The sequence below is a fragment of the Pseudoalteromonas sp. NZS11_1 genome, from assembly GCF_015864275.1.
Lineage (GTDB): Bacteria > Pseudomonadota > Gammaproteobacteria > Enterobacterales > Alteromonadaceae > Pseudoalteromonas > Pseudoalteromonas arctica.
Genome location: NZ_JADYXK010000023.1, coordinates 29,211 through 45,937 on the forward strand (window position 1 = coordinate 29,211; position 16,727 = coordinate 45,937).

At 42.3% G+C, this 16,727-nt stretch carries 9 protein-coding genes; 4 read left to right on the forward strand and 5 right to left on the reverse strand.

Annotation, left to right across the window (positions count from 1 at the left end; all coding sequences use genetic code 11):
• Nucleotides 1-42: 42 nt before the first annotated feature.
• From I6F44_RS15130 to I6F44_RS15145, 4 genes are all read left to right on the forward strand, one after another.
• On the forward strand, nucleotides 43-2,574 hold the full coding sequence (locus tag I6F44_RS15130; RefSeq protein ID WP_197174101.1) for a TonB-dependent receptor plug domain-containing protein: 2,532 nt from the start codon (nucleotides 43-45) through the stop codon (nucleotides 2,572-2,574).
• 204 nt (nucleotides 2,575-2,778) lie between these two features.
• On the forward strand, nucleotides 2,779-3,672 hold the full coding sequence (locus tag I6F44_RS15135) for a hypothetical protein (protein ID WP_197174102.1): 894 nt from the start codon (nucleotides 2,779-2,781) through the stop codon (nucleotides 3,670-3,672).
• Between the two features lie 220 nt (nucleotides 3,673-3,892).
• Nucleotides 3,893-6,289, forward strand: coding sequence for a PKD domain-containing protein (locus I6F44_RS15140; protein ID WP_197174103.1), 2,397 nt, complete (start codon nucleotides 3,893-3,895; stop codon nucleotides 6,287-6,289).
• A gap of 162 nt (nucleotides 6,290-6,451) precedes the next feature.
• A complete protein-coding gene (locus I6F44_RS15145) occupies nucleotides 6,452-8,341 on the forward strand; it encodes a monovalent cation:proton antiporter-2 (CPA2) family protein (protein WP_197174104.1) in 1,890 nt (629 codons plus the stop codon).
• An 84-nt stretch (nucleotides 8,342-8,425) separates the two neighbouring features.
• On the opposite strand, the gene I6F44_RS15150 is transcribed toward I6F44_RS15145, so the two are convergent.
• The 5 genes from I6F44_RS15150 to I6F44_RS15170 form a co-directional block, all read right to left on the reverse strand.
• The gene (locus I6F44_RS15150; protein WP_197174105.1) at nucleotides 8,426-9,379 is read right to left on the reverse strand and encodes a hypothetical protein; all 954 of its coding nucleotides are present in this window, start codon (nucleotides 9,377-9,379) and stop codon (nucleotides 8,426-8,428) included.
• Between the two features lie 288 nt (nucleotides 9,380-9,667).
• On the reverse strand, nucleotides 9,668-10,381 hold the full coding sequence (locus I6F44_RS15155) for a hypothetical protein (RefSeq protein WP_197174106.1): 714 nt from the start codon (nucleotides 10,379-10,381) through the stop codon (nucleotides 9,668-9,670).
• Nucleotides 10,382-10,520: 139 nt separating this feature from the next.
• A complete protein-coding gene (locus I6F44_RS15160; protein ID WP_197174107.1) occupies nucleotides 10,521-12,311 on the reverse strand; it encodes an alkaline phosphatase in 1,791 nt (596 codons plus the stop codon).
• Nucleotides 12,312-12,322: 11 nt separating this feature from the next.
• Nucleotides 12,323-13,912: an alkaline phosphatase gene (locus I6F44_RS15165; protein WP_024607249.1), complete on the reverse strand. Its 1,590-nt coding sequence runs from the start codon at nucleotides 13,910-13,912 to the stop codon at nucleotides 12,323-12,325.
• A gap of 209 nt (nucleotides 13,913-14,121) precedes the next feature.
• Nucleotides 14,122-16,557, reverse strand: a complete 2,436-nt coding sequence (locus I6F44_RS15170; protein WP_197174108.1) for a TonB-dependent receptor — start codon at nucleotides 16,555-16,557, stop codon at nucleotides 14,122-14,124.
• Between the last annotated feature and the right edge of the window lie 170 nt (nucleotides 16,558-16,727).

Here is a 16,727-nt window from a genome sequence, read left to right on the forward strand (position 1 = left end):
TGATGCGCTCCTTTTCGACTAGCAGCTCTTGGGGAACAATTAATGACTTTTAAGCGTTTATCTGCAAATAAACTAGCACTTAGCTTGGCCGTTACCACTGCACTTAGCACACCTTACTCTATGGCCGTTGCCGCAGAGCAAGATAATCAAGCAGAAAAGAATATCGAAGTAATTTCGGTTACCGGTACTCGCAGAAGCTTACGCAGTATTGCCGAAAGTACGGTACCCGTAGATATTATTACCAGCGGTGATATGCAAAGTACGGGTCAGCTAGAAATAAGCCAAATACTAGCAAACCAAGTACCTAGCTTTAACTACCCAAGTGCCACTATGGGTGATGGTACTGACCATGCAAAACCAGCTGTTTTACGTGGATTAGCACCCGATCACACACTAGTGCTTATAAACGGTAAGCGCCGCCACGCTGGTGCGCTATTAAACTTAGCAGGTGTTGTTGGTCGAGGCTCTACCGCTGTTGATTTGAACATGATCCCAACCTCTGCAATTAAACGTGTTGAAGTACTACGTGATGGCGCAGCCGCACAGTACGGTTCTGATGCAATTGCTGGGGTAATTAACATTGTACTTAAAGATGCCTCAGAAGGCGGTAGCGTAAGCGTAACGTACGGTAAATACGATACTCAAATGGCTGGCGTACCTCAGCTAGAAAGCACCTACGCAGATGCAAACGGCGACTTAGCGTTTAATACCGGTGGTGACAGAGAAGTAAACGACGGTGCAACACGCACTGTTAGCGCAAACTCTGGTTTTGCGTTATCTGATAACGGCTTTGTAAACGTATCAATTGAATACCGCGATAACGACTCAACGCAACGCTCAGGCTTTGACCCTCGCGAACAATACAGCCGTCTTGATGATGGCAGCCTAGACCCACGCGAATTTACTATCGATCGTTACAATCACCGTTTTGGTAAAGCCGACCTTGAAGATTACGCGTTGTTTTACAACATGGGTTACGATTTAGATAACGGCTTAAACCTTTATTCATTTGGTAGCTACTCAAAGCGTGAAGGTAATTCAGGTGGTTTTTACCGCCGAGCAAAAGACAGCCGTAACGTTTTAGAAGTGTACCCAGATGGCTTTTTGCCGCAAATTGAAACTGACGTACAAGATTACTCATTTGCATTGGGCTTACAAGGCGAAACAAACGACTGGACATGGGATGTAAGTACCAACTACGGCCGTAACGACTTTGGCTTCGGTGTTGTAAATAGTATAAACACATCACTAGGTGCCGACAGCCCAACCGAATTTGACAACGGTGCACTGGTTTACGATCAGTTTTTAGTAAACGCAACGGCCAATACCACACTTGATTTAGGTTTACCTGATGACGTATTTTTTACCGTAGGTACTGAATACCGCCACGAAAGCTACAAAATTGAAGAAGGCGAAGAAGCGTCTTACATCACCGCACTTGATAGCGACGGTAACCCAATTGCAGCCGGTGGCGCCCAAGTACTTGCTGGCTTTGGACCAGAAAGTGCGACTGACGAAAGCCGTCATAACATCGCTTTATTTGTTGAGTTTGATACCTACTTAACAGAAAAATGGAACGTAGTTTTAGCGGGTCGTTATGAAGATTACAGCGACTTTGGTGACACATTTACCTCTAAACTTGCCTCGCGTTACAGCATTACTGAAAACCTATCACTGCGCGGAGCAATTAGCACAGGTTTCCGTGCACCATCTTTAGCGCAAAGCTCGTACCGCCAAATATCAACAGTACTTGAAAACAACCAACCATTTGAAGTGGGTTTATTCCCGACAGATTCAGCCGCAGCGCAAGCACTTGGTGCTCAGCCGTTAGATGCTGAAGAGTCAGTAAACGTTACAGCGGGCTTTATGTACACGCAAGGCAGCTTTAGCTTAACGGTTGATGCATACCGTATTGATATTGATGACCGTATTGTATTGTCTGAAAACTTAGAGGGCGATGCCGTAGTAGAAATACTACAAAATGCAGGTGAGCTAAATACCGAAAGCGTACGTTACTTTACCAACGCTATCGACTCACGCACGCAAGGTGTAGATATAGTTGCCACTTATAACCTAGATTTAGACAACTTAGGTGATTTACGTTTAAACGTAGCAGCTAACTTTAACGACACCGAAGTAACGCACGTAAACGACAACCCAAGCGAGCTAAACTCACTAGGTGACGACTACGTAGTGTTTGCACGTCGTGAAGTAGGTCGCTTTGAAGAAGGCACGCCAGATAGCAAATGGAACCTATCAGCAGTGTGGAACTTTAACGAATGGCAAACTACCCTGCGTACCACACGTTATGGTGAAGTCGCTGATATTTCAACTACAGCTGACCGCGATGAATACCTAGACCCTAAGTGGATCACCGACCTAGAAGTGGCATACCGTCCAGACGAATATTGGAAGTTTGCCGTTGGTGCAAACAACTTATTCGATCAATACCCACAAGCAACCGTGGATAACATTGGTTACTCTGACTTTGGCCAAATATTCCCGTACACGCCATATGCACCGTACGGATTAGACGGGCGTTTCCTATACGGTAACATTACTTACAGCTTTTAATAAATAACCTAAAAGCAAACACTTAAAAAGGATGCCATGTGCATCCTTTTTGCTAACTTTTAGTGTTTTTAACCAATCATTAGTAAACCGGCTTTTTAAACACACCCATCAAATCAATAAAATCAACAACTTACAGTTGGTCTCGTTTTTGCTCTACTATGCTTATACAAAACAAGCATAAATAACAAACACAAAGGACTAAACATGAGCTCATCAACTGTATCTAGCATTACAAAACCACTTTCACTTATTGGCGGCATTTTATTATTAAGTGGCTGTGTATTTCATATATCGCCAAGCGTTGCCTCGGTAAAACAAACTAAACAGCTATCACTGCCAAGCAATAATCTTGAGTATTTAAATGTGTTAAGCGGCGCAGGTAGCCTTGAAATAAAAGGCTCAAAAACGGCCACCAGCATTAGTGTTGATGCCACTATTTACACAGCCGACATTGAAGACGAATACGAGCTAACGCTCGAGCAAGACGGTAAACAGGCAAAGCTTGTTGCCCAAAATAAAAGCCGTAATGGTATTAGCTTTTACAATGGTCAATCTCCACATATTGATTTAGTTGTTACTGTGCCAAGTAATCTAAATTTAGATATTGATGATGGCTCAGGCGACATTTTAATAAATGCTATGCAAAGCAATATTGATGTAAAAGACGGCTCAGGAGACTTAACTATAAGCGGTGCTAAAAACCTAACTGTTGACGATGGCTCAGGTGAAGTAAACTTTGAAAACATCGCGGGTAATCTAGAACTAACCGACGGCTCTGGCAGTATTCATATTAACAACGTAAGCGGCAATGCAACTATTGACGATGGTTCTGGTGAAATGCACGTGAGCAACATAAGCGGTTCGCTAAACGTTGAAGATGGATCGGGTGATATAGTAATAAGCCATATCAGCGGTGCAGTTAATGTTGATGATAACTCTGGCGACCTGCTTATCGAGCATATTGGCTCAAACGTAACAATTGAAGACGGTTCGGGTAATATTCGCGTTAACCATGCAAAAGGGCTGACTATTACTGAGTCGGGCTCGGGCGATGTAAGTATCGATAATATTACTGGTTCAGTAAAAGTAGCTGACTAACTCTATTTAACCCTTATTCAACTGCCCTTTAATGTACTTTATGCCCTATCAATCAGGGTATAAAACACTCCTCTCAAAGTATAAATGATTCAAAAGTAGCACTGTTTCGCGTTAACTATTCCCCCAAATAATACAAAAGTACTTATTTGATTTATTTTTTTGCTTAATAGCTAATTTGGGTACATATTAATATTCAACTTTTTAAAAGGATATTGATATTATGAAATGGAAGTTATTAATTTTACTTACTGCTTTATTCACCCTCGTAGCATGTGGCTCTGGAGGATCAGACTCTAAAACAGTAGCTAAACCGGTCAGCACTAACACAAAACCTATTGCGGTTATTACCACCGAACAATCGGGGTTTAAAGTAAATACCACCCTCGTTTTTAGCGCAGCACAAAGTAGCGACCCCGATGGCGATGCACTCACCTATCAATGGCAATTAACCAGCAAAAACGAACAAGTAGAAATACCGATTACGGTTAATAACGAAAGTACCGTTGAGTTTTCAGTATCTGATGCACAAGAATACCAATTAGTATTAACCGTGAGTGACGGTAAGCTTTCCAGCACACCGGCACAAAAACAATTCACCGTTACTGCAAATACCCAACTAATAGCTAACGCAGGTAGCACACAAACCGTTAAGCAAGGTGATGTTGTGCTTTTAAATGCCGCGCAAAGTAGCACAACCAGCGGCGCCATTAATCAATACAAATGGCAATTTATTACCAAGCCCGTAGCAAGTAATACAACGCTTGAAAATGCGACTCAAGTTAAAAGCCAGTTTGTTGCCGACGAAATAGGCGATTTTAAAGTTGAGCTTACCGTTACTGATTCACAAGGTGATACAGCAAGCACTGTCGTACTCATAAAAAGTGAATCGCTTAATTCTAACTCATCGCCACAAGCGGTTATAAACGTAGAAAATAATACAATTGCCCCAAATGAAGTTGTTACGCTTTATGGTAACCAAAGTACTGATCCCGATAAAAACGATACGCTTAGTTATGCCTGGGCAATTACATCAAAACCCGAGGGCAGCACGCCGGCTCTTTCAAACATGCAAAATCATACCGCTGGGTTTTCAGCGTCAACAGCTGGAGATTACACGCTTTCACTCACTGTTAACGATCAACAAAACGAAAGTGATACCGCATCAGTTACTTTAACTGTTACCACAAGTAATAAAGCCCCCGTTGCAACACTTGAATCCGAACGTGATATTACGTTAAACGAATCTACCACTTTGCAGTGCCAACAATGTAGCGACCCTGACGGAGATACACTGAGCTATAACTGGCAGTTACAAGCTAAGCCTGTAAATAGTGCATCACAACTGACTAACAGCACATCAGCAACGCCCTCTATTGTTGCCGATAAAGAAGGCGACTACGTTGTAGTGCTTATAGTGTCTGATGGGCAATTAAGCTCAAACCAAGCAACCTCAGCACTGCATGCCAGTAGTAATAAAAAGCCTGTTACTCTGGTAACTTATGAAACCTCTATAACGGTTGATGAACAAGTTTTACTTGATGCTTCCAATAGTTACGATCCAGAAGGCCAACCACTAAGCTACCAATGGGAAATCATTTCGTCGCAAGGCCAAGCAACGCTTAGCAGTAATACAATATCAAAACCAACGTTTAGGGCATCAGTAGAGGGGCAAGTGGTTATTTCGTTACGCACTAACGATGGCGTGCAGTACTCCGACACAAAAACCCTAACAATTGATGTAATACAAAATGCACTGCCAGTAATTAGTTTCACGGGGGAGCAATCACGCTACGATGTAGTGGGCAATGCAGTTAAATTTGATGTAAGCCAAAGTTACGACCCAGAGGGAACCACTCTCGATTACGCTTGGACGCTATCAGCGCCTTCAGGCTCGAGCACCAGCTTAAGCAATACAAACCAAAGTATTACCGAATTTATCGCCGATATGACAGGTAGTTACACGCTAACCGTTATAGCAACTGATGCTGATGGATTTTCAAAAAGTGTGCAATTTTCAATTACAGTAACCAGCTCTGCCCTACTTACCGGTCGTATTAAAGGGCAACTCACTAATGTGCAAAAAGCGGCTATAAGCAATGCACAGCTAACAATTAATGGACAGCAATACAGCACCAACACAAATGGCTTTTTTGATGAAGAGGTTAATTTAGCGCAAGGTGAAAAAATAACGATAACAACAGCGGATCAAAGGCTTGCAGCTGGGGAATACAACTCTGTAGCGATTACGCAAAGCAACTTTACTGTGGATATAGGCCAAAATAGCATGCCCGTTTTACAAGCTGTTGAGGTTTCGGTATTTGTGTGTGCTGAGTTTTCAGGCCCCGACACCATTAACCTACGCTTTAACATGGTAGATACACTTTTAGCGTCAGATAGCTTTCAATTTAGCTTTGATCAAACCAAACCACTTACTTTGCAAAAAAGCGGAAGTACTTACCTCGATAGCGAATTGGATATCGACCTACCTGCATCAGCCGAATTTGAAGTAACAGTAATTGAAACAAGCATTGAAAATACAATCAGCTCAAACATTACTATTTACCATTCTGATTCAGGCCAACCAAGCTCAGCAATTATAAGTATTTGTAATATTTAGTCCCCAACAAGCCCTTCAACATAAAGTGCTATTTTTAGCCCAGTAGTTATAACCATTAGTGTTATAACTACTGATAAATAAGCAACTTTGAGCCATATAATCCATTGTATTTTATAAGCAGCTAAGCCATTCTAAAAGCCTTGATGTTATTAGGATAAACGCGTGTTAGAAATTGCTTTAATTTACTTAGCAGCAGCCATTGTAGCTGTCCCCATTGCAAAACGAGTCGGACTTGGCTCTGTGTTAGGTTATTTAATTGCCGGCATACTCATTGGCCCTTATGCGCTGGGTGTTGTGGGCGATCAAACCGATGTAATGCACTTCGCTGAATTTGGCGTAGTAATGATGCTGTTTTTAGTGGGCCTTGAACTACAACCTTCGCGTTTATGGACATTACGCCACTCTATTTTAGGGCTTGGTGGCTTACAGGTTGTGCTATCGGCAGCGGCTATATTTGCATTTTGTTACTGGTTTTTTGCCATGCATTGGCAAACCGCACTCGCCATTGGTTTAATGCTGGCGCTCTCCTCTACCGCTATTGTACTGCAAAGCCTTGAAGAAAAAGGCTGGCTAAAGCAAGAAGCCGGACAAAACGCGTTTTCGGTATTGCTGTTTCAAGACATCGCCATTATTCCTATTTTAGCCTTGTTACCACTGCTTGCATTTGCCCCGCAAACTAGCACAAAAGAAATCAGCGATTCGATTATTGCAAGCTGGCCTGTATGGCAACAAGTATGTGTATCGGTCGCGGTTATTGCCGCTATTATTGCCGGCGGTAAATATGTATCGGCGCCGTTATTTAGATACATTGCCCAAACACACATGCGTGAAATATTTACTATTTTTGCACTCTTTTTAGTGGTCGCTATTGCGCTAGTTATGCAAAGTATTGGTTTATCGCCTGCTTTGGGGACTTTTTTAGCAGGCGTTGTACTTGCCGAGAGTGAATTTAGACACGAATTAGAAGCCGATATAGAACCCTTTAAAGGCTTACTGTTAGGATTGTTTTTTATAACGGTTGGCGCATCAATTAACTTTGAGCTGCTATTTAACGAGTTTAGTACCGTTATAGGCTTAGTGGTTTTACTCATAGTAGTTAAAGCCTGCATTTTATTTGCCCTTGCCGTTACCTTTAAAATTAACAGTAAACAGCAGTTATTATTTGCCCTAGCCCTTGCCCAAGGGGGTGAGTTTGCCTTTGTACTTTTAAGCGTAACCACCACCTTAAGTATTTTAACGCCCGAGCAAACCAGCCTTGTTACCTTAGTTGTGGCGGTATCAATGCTAATAGCGCCGCTATTACTTATGGTTTATGAGCAAATACAAAAACGCAGCAGCAGTGCTTTACCTGAGTTTGATAAGCCAGAGCAAATTAGCACCGCTAAGCACGTAATTATTGCGGGCTACGGACGTTTTGGCCAAATTATGGGGCGCTTACTGCACGCACAAGGCTACGAAATTACCGTACTTGATCACAGCCCTAGCCAAATAGAATTACTACGCCGTTTTGGCAACACCGTATTTTATGGTGATGCCGCACGCCAAGAACTCCTTGAAGCCGCAGGTGCGCACACCGCGCAAATGCTGGTAATTGCAATTGATAACCCCGATAAAACCATTGAGATAATTAAGCTCGCGCATAAAAACTACCCGCAGCTTAAAATAGTTGCTCGCGCAGTCGACCGCCGCCATGCGTATCAGTTACTTAATTTAAAAGTAGATGCGTTTAACCGCGAAACAGTCGACTCAGCTATTAACCTTGCCGTAGAAGCTCTGGAGTTACTAGGTAACACTAAGCAAGATGCAGAGCGTGCAGGTAAACTATTTAGAGACCACGACCGCGCTGCAGTACTGCAACTTGCTGCGTTATGGGGAGACGACGCCAGCTACGGCGTAGCCGTGCGCCAACGCATGGAGGATTTAAAACAAGTTCTGCAACAAGATAAGCAGGCACAAAGTGATTTAAATACCTGCGACAGCGGCGATTGCGAAGACGGCTTAACAGAAGTAGCGAGTAAACCTAAAAAGCCTGATGATGCTCATCTTGAGTAGCATCAGGTGGTTAGGGTTTTGTTGTTAGCCGATGATGAATGGCTGGTTTGAGGGCAGTTTGAATAATGTACGTTCGCTATACGCTTACTTTGAGTTCTTTTCCGTAGCCATTTTGGCTACCTTTTCAAAACTTTCAGTTATTGTATCTACTAAGCCATTGTCCTTTGCTTCCATATCTTTTCTTGAAAATGCACTGCTTCCACTAATATTCCAGTTTTCAAAGGCCTCTTTTAGCTGTTCCCATTCCGCATCTGCTCCATATGCGTCTAGGTAAAATTCACCAAATTTAATTGCGTGCAACCTTTCCCCACTTTTCAAAGATTCATGCATAAAAGAGTTACTAAGAACAAAAGCATATCTTGATAACGCACCAAAAAGACTTACGACTATAAGTCCTCGAAAAAGTGAATACAAATAATATGAGAGGCTACTATTTGAAGTTTGGTGAAATAAATCTGCACTAGATACCATCGTATAAATAGCAAAGCATATTGCAGAAATAATGGAGCACGCTCCTAATATTGCCCAATTTTTAGAAATATCATGAAATTTTGATTCTTTTTTGCCAAGTAACTGCAACGCCGAGTCTACAAATTTTTGCGATTTTGATTCAATGGATTTACGGCTCTCCTCACGATAACGCTCTTTTTCACGTTCAGTCTCAACAAGAAGGTTTTTTAGCTCAGATTCTTTCTGAAGAAGCTCTTTTTGCAAGGATTCACGAAGCTCTTCTGTTTCTTCGAATCTTCTAGAAAAGTGTTTTTCCATTTCCTTTTGCCGAGCATACAACTCTTTCTCTCGGCTTTCTATGAGCTGATCTCGCTCACTGAGCTCTTTTCTAAAATATTTCTCTCTTTCAAGCTGTTCTGCTTTTAGATGGTTTTCATATTCTTCTAATTCACGCTCTCTTGTTCTTAATATATCTCTATATTTTGCAAGCTCAGATTCTCGCTCTTGGAATTCAGAATATATTCCTTTTTCTTTTTTTAAGCGATCGCGCTTTTCTTTTTCACTATATTCCATCATATCTTCATTCATTTTATTCTACCTAATAATCCATAAGCGCAAAGACGAATGGCAATTTTATCAGAGAACATATTTCATGTATTAATGTCCCTATTGTTTGAACTTCTATTAATATCAAATAGTGTAAGTTATTACCAACTATAAATATTATGCGGCTGATGGTGTGTGTTTTATAAAAATAGGAAAGCGTTTGTTGTATTACTTGGGTAGGAATGGCCTAAATTAATCTATTTTTGAATATTGGCTTGTAGCTCATAGCCGCCTGTCATTTTTTAGCTATGAACTACAACATTTAAAAACCTAGTGGTGATGTCCGCCTTGAATAGCCTCGCCTTGCTGGTTGTAAAAACCTGTTGCACTGTGCTCAATAAAACCAAGGTTTATCATTTTAGCTAAAAACGGGTCGTTTTCGTTATCGCCAATGTCGGCGTAATCGGTGGTTTGAAAGCGATCCCACTGTGCAAATTGAGCAGTAATTAATGGCTTATCAGTGTTTACATTATTAAGGCTTAGCAATGTAGTTGTTTGGCTTTTTTTATTACTAATACTAAATGTTTTAACTAATTTTGAACGCGTAAAAAAGGCGAGGTTAAAGTCGTTGCCATTTTCGCTCAGTGTATAGTTTTTTACTTCATCACAGCCGCTGCCTTGGGTGTTAACTAGGGTCATTTTTTCGATTAAATGTGTATCCACCAGCTGGTTTTTAGCACTCCAATTTTGTACGCCGCGTACCTCAGATGGTTGGTATTCAATACCGCGTTGCTGGGCGTTAAAGTAACGTATTGGTCGTATTTGATTATTGGCTAAGTGCTGCCAAAGCTCGGTTATTACTTCACTTTGATGTGCTACTTGCTGGTTGTTTCGCCAAAGGGTAAGTGACTCGCTACTTTGCTGCGCTTTATGGCTGTTGGTAATTTTATAATCCGCTTTTAAATGCTTGGCATCAATATCACATTGCGAGGCAAAGCTACTTGTACTTACAAGCGTGGCAATTATTAATAACGCTTTTTTCATTTAGCTATCTCTTATTTATATTTCAAGTTTATGGCAATAACATAACGATTATAAATGTCAGTTTAATGACAAAAAACCCGCACAGTATGCGGGGTTTTTTATTTAGATATATTTAACTAAATTTATAACTAGCCGGTATTTATTGCGCTAGTTTTTCGTCTGCTGTTTTTACAAAGTCAGCGGCAAAGTCCATTACATGGAATAAAAAGCTTTGCTCGTTTGTGCCTGTTACCAAGTGTGCACCTGGCCCCATTGCATAAACGCCTACGTCTTCACCGGCATGTGTTTCTGAGCCCATTGGTACCAGCGCTTCTTGATGAAAACCAGGTGTTGTTGTATCAACATCAGTTAAATCAACACGCCCTGTTACTGGCGCAAAGGTGTAACCTGCATCGGCATCGGTCTCGCTGCCTAGGTTTCTAAAACCACCACCATTGGTGTAACCAACCGTTGTATAAGGCATATCGTCGGCGGCTAAGCTTGGCTCAGTAGCGCCCACTGCAACCACTTTACCTAAAATTGGGTTACCGCGTTTAGGGTAACCGGCAATGGTAAATACATGGCTGTGATCGGCAGTTACAACTATTAATGTTTCTTCTGGGTTGGTGTTTTCCATTGCCACTTTAACGGCTTTGGCAAGCTCAATAGTGTCGTTTAACGCGTTATAAGCGTTACCCGCATGATGCGCGTGGTCAATTCGACCCGACTCAACCGTTAAGAAAAAACCTTGCTCGTTGTTATCAAGTACGTTTATTGCTTTTTCGGTCATTTGTGAAAGCGAAGGCTCGCCTGCTACATCGTTTGCGCGGTCAGCTTCGTACTGCATGTGGGATTCGTTAAATAAGCCAAACACTTTAGTGGCGTCGTCACTTATTGCATCAAAACCGGTTTGATCCATTACGTACGTGCCATTTGGATATTGCGTTTTCCACTCTGCGGTTAAGTCGCGGTTATCTGTACGATCCCCTTCAACAGCACTTACTGCATCGGTTGAATTAAACGCGGCATCTTTTGGTAAAAAGTGACGACGACCGCCGCCCATTACTACATCAATACCGTCTACATCAACACCACTAAAGCGTGCTTCTAGGTTGGCTTCAAAGTTAACCAGTTGCGATGCAATATCTTCACACGTTGCGGCACTTTCTGGCATATCGGAGATATCTTCCCAGTTACGCTCTGCCGATTTAGCATACGTTGCAGCGGGTGTTGCGTGAGTAATACGCGCTGTAGAAATAATCCCTGTTGCTTTACCTGCAATTTCAGCAAGCTCTAACGAGGTAACAAGTTCGTGCCCTTTGCCTGATGCACAATTACCACGTTCAACTGCTTCATCAATACCAATAACGCCTGCGTCGGTTTTAACGCCCGATGCCATTGCGGTCATAGTGCCTGCCGAATCTGGCGTTTGCGCATCTACGTTGTATGTTTTTACAAAGCCCGAAAAAGGCATAGTTTCAAAGCTTAACTGGTGATCTTCACCCATTTCACCCTCTAACTGACCCGCTAAAATACGTGCTGCGGTTATGGTAGAAATACCCATACCATCGCCCACAAATAAAATAACGTTTTTAGCTTTGCCTGATTCAGTAACAATGTTGCTACTGGCTGTTTGTGCAGCACCCAATTTTGTTTGTGCTTCACTAAACCAAGTATTACTAGTGAGCGAGGCTAACTGCTCGCTTGTTAACGACGTTGCAGGTGCATTACACACTAAATTAGTTGAGTTAACTTCGTCGCTATCTAGCACGTCGTTATTATTGGTATCTGCGCCTACTTGCGTCTCTACACCGCCATTAATGCACTGCTCAGAGCCCACTGCAATAGCGTTATCTACTGCGATAATATTGTTTTCATTTTTGTTATCGTCACTCGAGCAACCTGCTAGCGCGACCATTACTGCCAAAGAAAGTACCGTTAATTTGTTCATGTTAGCCGCCATTATTGCTGAGTTAGTTCAAGAGCTTGATTAATTAGATGAAACACTACGTTTTGTTCAATTACGCCTTGTGCTAGCTGAGCACCAGGACCTTTTGCATGTAAAGATATGTCTTCACCTGCGTGTGTTTCTGAGCCCATTGGTACAGTTGCTTCTTGGTGAAAACCTGGGGTTGTTGTATCTACGCCATTTAGCTCAACACGCCCTGCTACAGCAGCACTTGTGTAACTTGCATCAGCATCAGTCTCGTCGCCTAGATTTCTAAAACCTAAGCCATTTGCGTAACCTACTGTGGTGTACGGCATATCGTCGGCGGCTAGGCTTGGTGTTGTTGCACCTACTGCAACTACTTGACCTAAAATTGGATTACCACGCTTAGGGTAGCCTGCAATAGTAAATACATGGCTGTGATCGGCGGTTACTAAAATAAGGGTTTCTTCTGGGTTGGTGTTATCTACCGCAGCTTGTACGGCTTTAGCAAACTCAATGGTGTCGTTAAGCGCATTGTATGCATTACCCGCGTGGTGCGCGTGGTCAATTCGACCCGACTCAACCGTTAAGAAAAATCCGTTATCGTTTTTACCAAGCACTTCAATTGCTTTAGTGGTCATATCGGTAAGTGAAGGCTCGCCCGCTACATCGTTTGCGCGGTCAGCTTCGTACTGCATGTGGGATTCGTTAAATAAACCAAATACTTTAGTGGCGTCGTCTGCTATTGCATCAAAGCCTGTTTGATCCATCACGTACGTAGCATCTGGGTATTGTGTTTGCCACTCAGTTACTAAGTTGCGCTCGTCAGTACGGTCGCCTTCTATAGCGCTTACTGCATCTGTTGAGTTAGCCGTTTCGTCTTTTGGTAAAAAGTGACGACGACCGCCACCCATTACAAAATCAAGGCCGTCTACGTCGGTACCTACAAATCGTGCTTCTAGGTTTTTTTCAAAGTTAACCAGTTGCGATGCAATGTCTTCACAGCCACCTGTTACTGCATCTTCTGGCATATCTGATACGTCTTCCCAGTTACGGTCAGCCGATTTAGCATACGTTGCAGCAGGGGTAGCATGAGTAATACGTGCTGTAGAAATAATACCGGTAGATAGCCCTTTAATTTCAGCCAATTCAGTCGCGGTAAGAAGCTCGTTACCTGCCACTGTTGAACACACACCGCGTTCAATATCTTCGTCTACACCAATAACGCCCACATCGGTTTTTACACCCGAAATAATAGCCGTCATCGTACCGGCTGAGTCGGGAGTTTGCGCATCTACGTTATACGTTTTAACTTGTGCAGAGTATGGGAACTCTTCAAAACTTAAATAACCTTCTTCGCCAGATTGATTATTACGCTGCCCTTGTAAAATGCGCGCGGCGGTAAGTGTAGAAATACCCATGCCATCGCCAACAAATAAAATGACGTTTTTAGCTTTAGTGGCTTGTGTAGCCTGCGCTTGTGCTGTTTTTGTTGTTAGTTTAGTTTGCGCAGCGCTATACCAGCTGCTGTCTTTTTGGCTTTGCGGTAGTACATCAGCATGGCTAACTGCGCTAAACGCAAATGTTAGCGCGATTGCCGCAGCGACTTTTTTAATTTTCATCCGTAATTCCCATTGTTTAGTGGTTATTTTTTGAAATGTGTAAACACAAAAAAGATCAACCGCTGCACTATAGAAAACAGATGTGACTAATAAAGGTAATTTTGATGAAAGTAAAATGACTAAACCATTACAAAGATAAGTCACAAAAAAAGCGCAACGTGTTAAACGTTGCGCTTTTAAGGGAAATTATTAAGAGAATTATTTAAATATTAAAAACGTGCTTTAAACGATACCCCAAAGTAGCGCTCTGCATCACGTGGGATTTGGTAACGGAAGTTATCGCCACTGTAGGTAGTTACGTAGCTTTCGTCGGTTAAGTTTTTAGCAATAAGCGACACTCTAAACGCGTCATCTTTAAACGATAAACCCACACTTGCATTTAAAATACCGTAATCTGGTAACAAAGCGGCTGGGTTAAATTCGCCTACGTTGTCTGGTAGGTCTGAGTATTGCTCGTCGGTGTAAATATAAGAGCCATTTATATGTACGTTAAAGCCATGGTCGGTTTCAATAAAGTAGTCAGCCGTTAGTGAGTATTTTAAATCTGGCGAAAATGGTACATCTAAACCTGAACGGTCAGTACATGAACCTGCGGCTACCTCTGCCGGACAATTAAACTCGTCAATTTCAGCTTTAATGTAAGCAACACCACCGGTAAGCGTTAGCGACTCTGTTGCAGCCCACATAAAGTCAACTTCAACACCTTGCGTACTTACATCACCCGCATTGGTTAAGCGCGTAATACAAGTGCCGTCTGAACAGTCAAAGTTGTTAGCTTGAAAACCTTCAATTTCGGTTCTGAAAAGCGCCATGTTAAATACAAATTCGCGGCTTGCGTATTTGTAGCCTATTTCATAAGCGTCAGACTCTTCAGGTGCTATTTCGCGACTATCGGTGTCTGGGTTAAAGTTATAATAAATATTAAAACCAGGGCCTTTGTAACCTTGCGAGTAAGTACCGTATACCATTTGACCATCGCCTAAATCGTATTGCATACCTAAACGACCCGATACGTTGGTTTCTTCGGCTTTACCTTCATCATCTGTATTAAGTGTTGCTGGGCGCACGCCTACACCGGTGCGGCCATATACATCATTACTTACACGGCGATGCGTGTACGACACTTCATCGTCGGTGTAACGAATACCAAATAATACGCGTAAATCTTCAGATAAATCGTAAGTACCGTCGGCAAAAGCGGCCCAGTTGTTAAATTCTGTGCTCATAAAAGCAGTGGCCGATACAATATCGTTTGCATTGCAGCTAACACCTAGACCTTGTGTATAACCATCTAGGTCGTTAAGTGCTGCATCAAGTTCAGCGCCCGATAAGTTATTTTGCGCGTAAAATGCCATTGCGCTATCAAGTTGACCACCATTATTTTGACAACTAGCATCACGAGTAAAGTTACGTTGTGAATCCATGTTCCAATAAAATAAGCCAGCAACATAGTTAAATGGCCCAGCTAGGTTTGATGTAACTCTAAATTCTTGCGAAAACTGATCCCATTGCTGTGCACCTAAATCGTGTAATTGAAACGGCGCGTCAAATACCGGCTCGCTGCTGTCGCCAGCAATAGAGGTAAAGTCGCCTTCACGGTACTCTGTGTTATCCCACGAACGCTGCGCTGTAATTGAAGTATATGTATAGTCGCCAATTGTTTTATCAACCTGTACCGAAAACGCGCTATGTTCGTCAATTGTGCGCGACTCGTAGTCGTGATCAACGCTGCGTTGGTCTAAATCAATATCGGCTACGCCATCAACTATACCGTTACTGTTTGGTACTGATTTTGAATCTGGATTACGGCCACTTGGTAGTGCTTCTAAGTCGGCACAACAATCATCGTCAGCGTTATAAAATTCAGCAATAAATTTTACGCTTAAGTCATCCTCTGGCTCGTATTTAAATACAGCACGTGCACCTTCACGGTCGTAACCGTTTACTTTTTCGTTGTTGTAAACGTTATCAATGTAACCGTCAAATTTACCTTTAAATACCGTTAGGCTTGCCGCTAGGTCGTCGGTTAAACCGCCGCTTATAAAGCCTTTAAAACGGTATTCGTTATCTTGATAAAACGAGGTTTCTACGCTGCCTGTTGTGTCGTACGAGGGATCTTTTGTTGTTATGTTTACCACACCTGCTGAGGCGTTTTTACCAAACAATGTACCTTGTGGCCCGCGTAATACTTCAATGCGGTCTACGTCGTATAAATCGGCAAATGCTTGACCCGAGCGCCCAAGCACCACGCCATCAACAACAGTTGCTACACTTGGCTCGGCAGCAATACTAAATGAAATAGTACCAATACCGCGCACTGTTAGCGCTGAGTTACGGGTTGTGGTGCCTTTTCTAAAGCTAACCGAAGGAACAAGTGACTGTAAGCCTTCCATGTTATTAGCAAAAGCTGAATTAATTTGATCGCTATTAAGTACCGATACCGCAACAGGTACTTCGTTTAAACTTTGCGTTCTTTTTTGTGAAGTAACGACTATTTTTTCAAACGTATCGTTTTTAGCTGTTTCTGTTTTTTGTTGTTCTTGTTCGGTTTGCTCTTGCTGCGCATGTACCTGCGCGCTAAGCGCTAAACCGGTTGTCATTGCTAACGTGACTGCCAAGCTTAAGACGGACTTTTTAGCTCTCATGTCATTCTCCATATTGTGCGTGTGTGCTGTGTGGTACCGCGCTAGCAATTGTGTGTGTTGCTAATAAAGCGGTGTCAGTGTGTGGTACTTTCTTTAAAGCTCTTATATCTTATATAAGAGCTTTAAATTTAAACAAACTATCTTACTAATGCAAACATTATGTGAATTAA

What these genes read in the sequence shown, in the direction of transcription:
- I6F44_RS15140 (WP_197174103.1), top strand. Translation starts at nt 3,893, where the DNA reads ATGAAATGGAAGTTATTAATTTTACTTACTGCTTTATTCACCCTCGTA.
- I6F44_RS15150 (WP_197174105.1), bottom strand. Translation starts at nt 9,379, where the DNA reads ATGAATGAAGATATGATGGAATATAGTGAAAAAGAAAAGCGCGATCGC.
- I6F44_RS15170 (WP_197174108.1), bottom strand. Translation starts at nt 16,557, where the DNA reads ATGAGAGCTAAAAAGTCCGTCTTAAGCTTGGCAGTCACGTTAGCAATG.
- I6F44_RS15165 (WP_024607249.1), bottom strand. Translation starts at nt 13,912, where the DNA reads ATGAAAATTAAAAAAGTCGCTGCGGCAATCGCGCTAACATTTGCGTTT.
- I6F44_RS15160 (WP_197174107.1), bottom strand. Translation starts at nt 12,311, where the DNA reads ATGAACAAATTAACGGTACTTTCTTTGGCAGTAATGGTCGCGCTAGCA.
- I6F44_RS15130 (WP_197174101.1), top strand. Translation starts at nt 43, where the DNA reads ATGACTTTTAAGCGTTTATCTGCAAATAAACTAGCACTTAGCTTGGCC.
- I6F44_RS15135 (WP_197174102.1), top strand. Translation starts at nt 2,779, where the DNA reads ATGAGCTCATCAACTGTATCTAGCATTACAAAACCACTTTCACTTATT.
- I6F44_RS15155 (WP_197174106.1), bottom strand. Translation starts at nt 10,381, where the DNA reads ATGAAAAAAGCGTTATTAATAATTGCCACGCTTGTAAGTACAAGTAGC.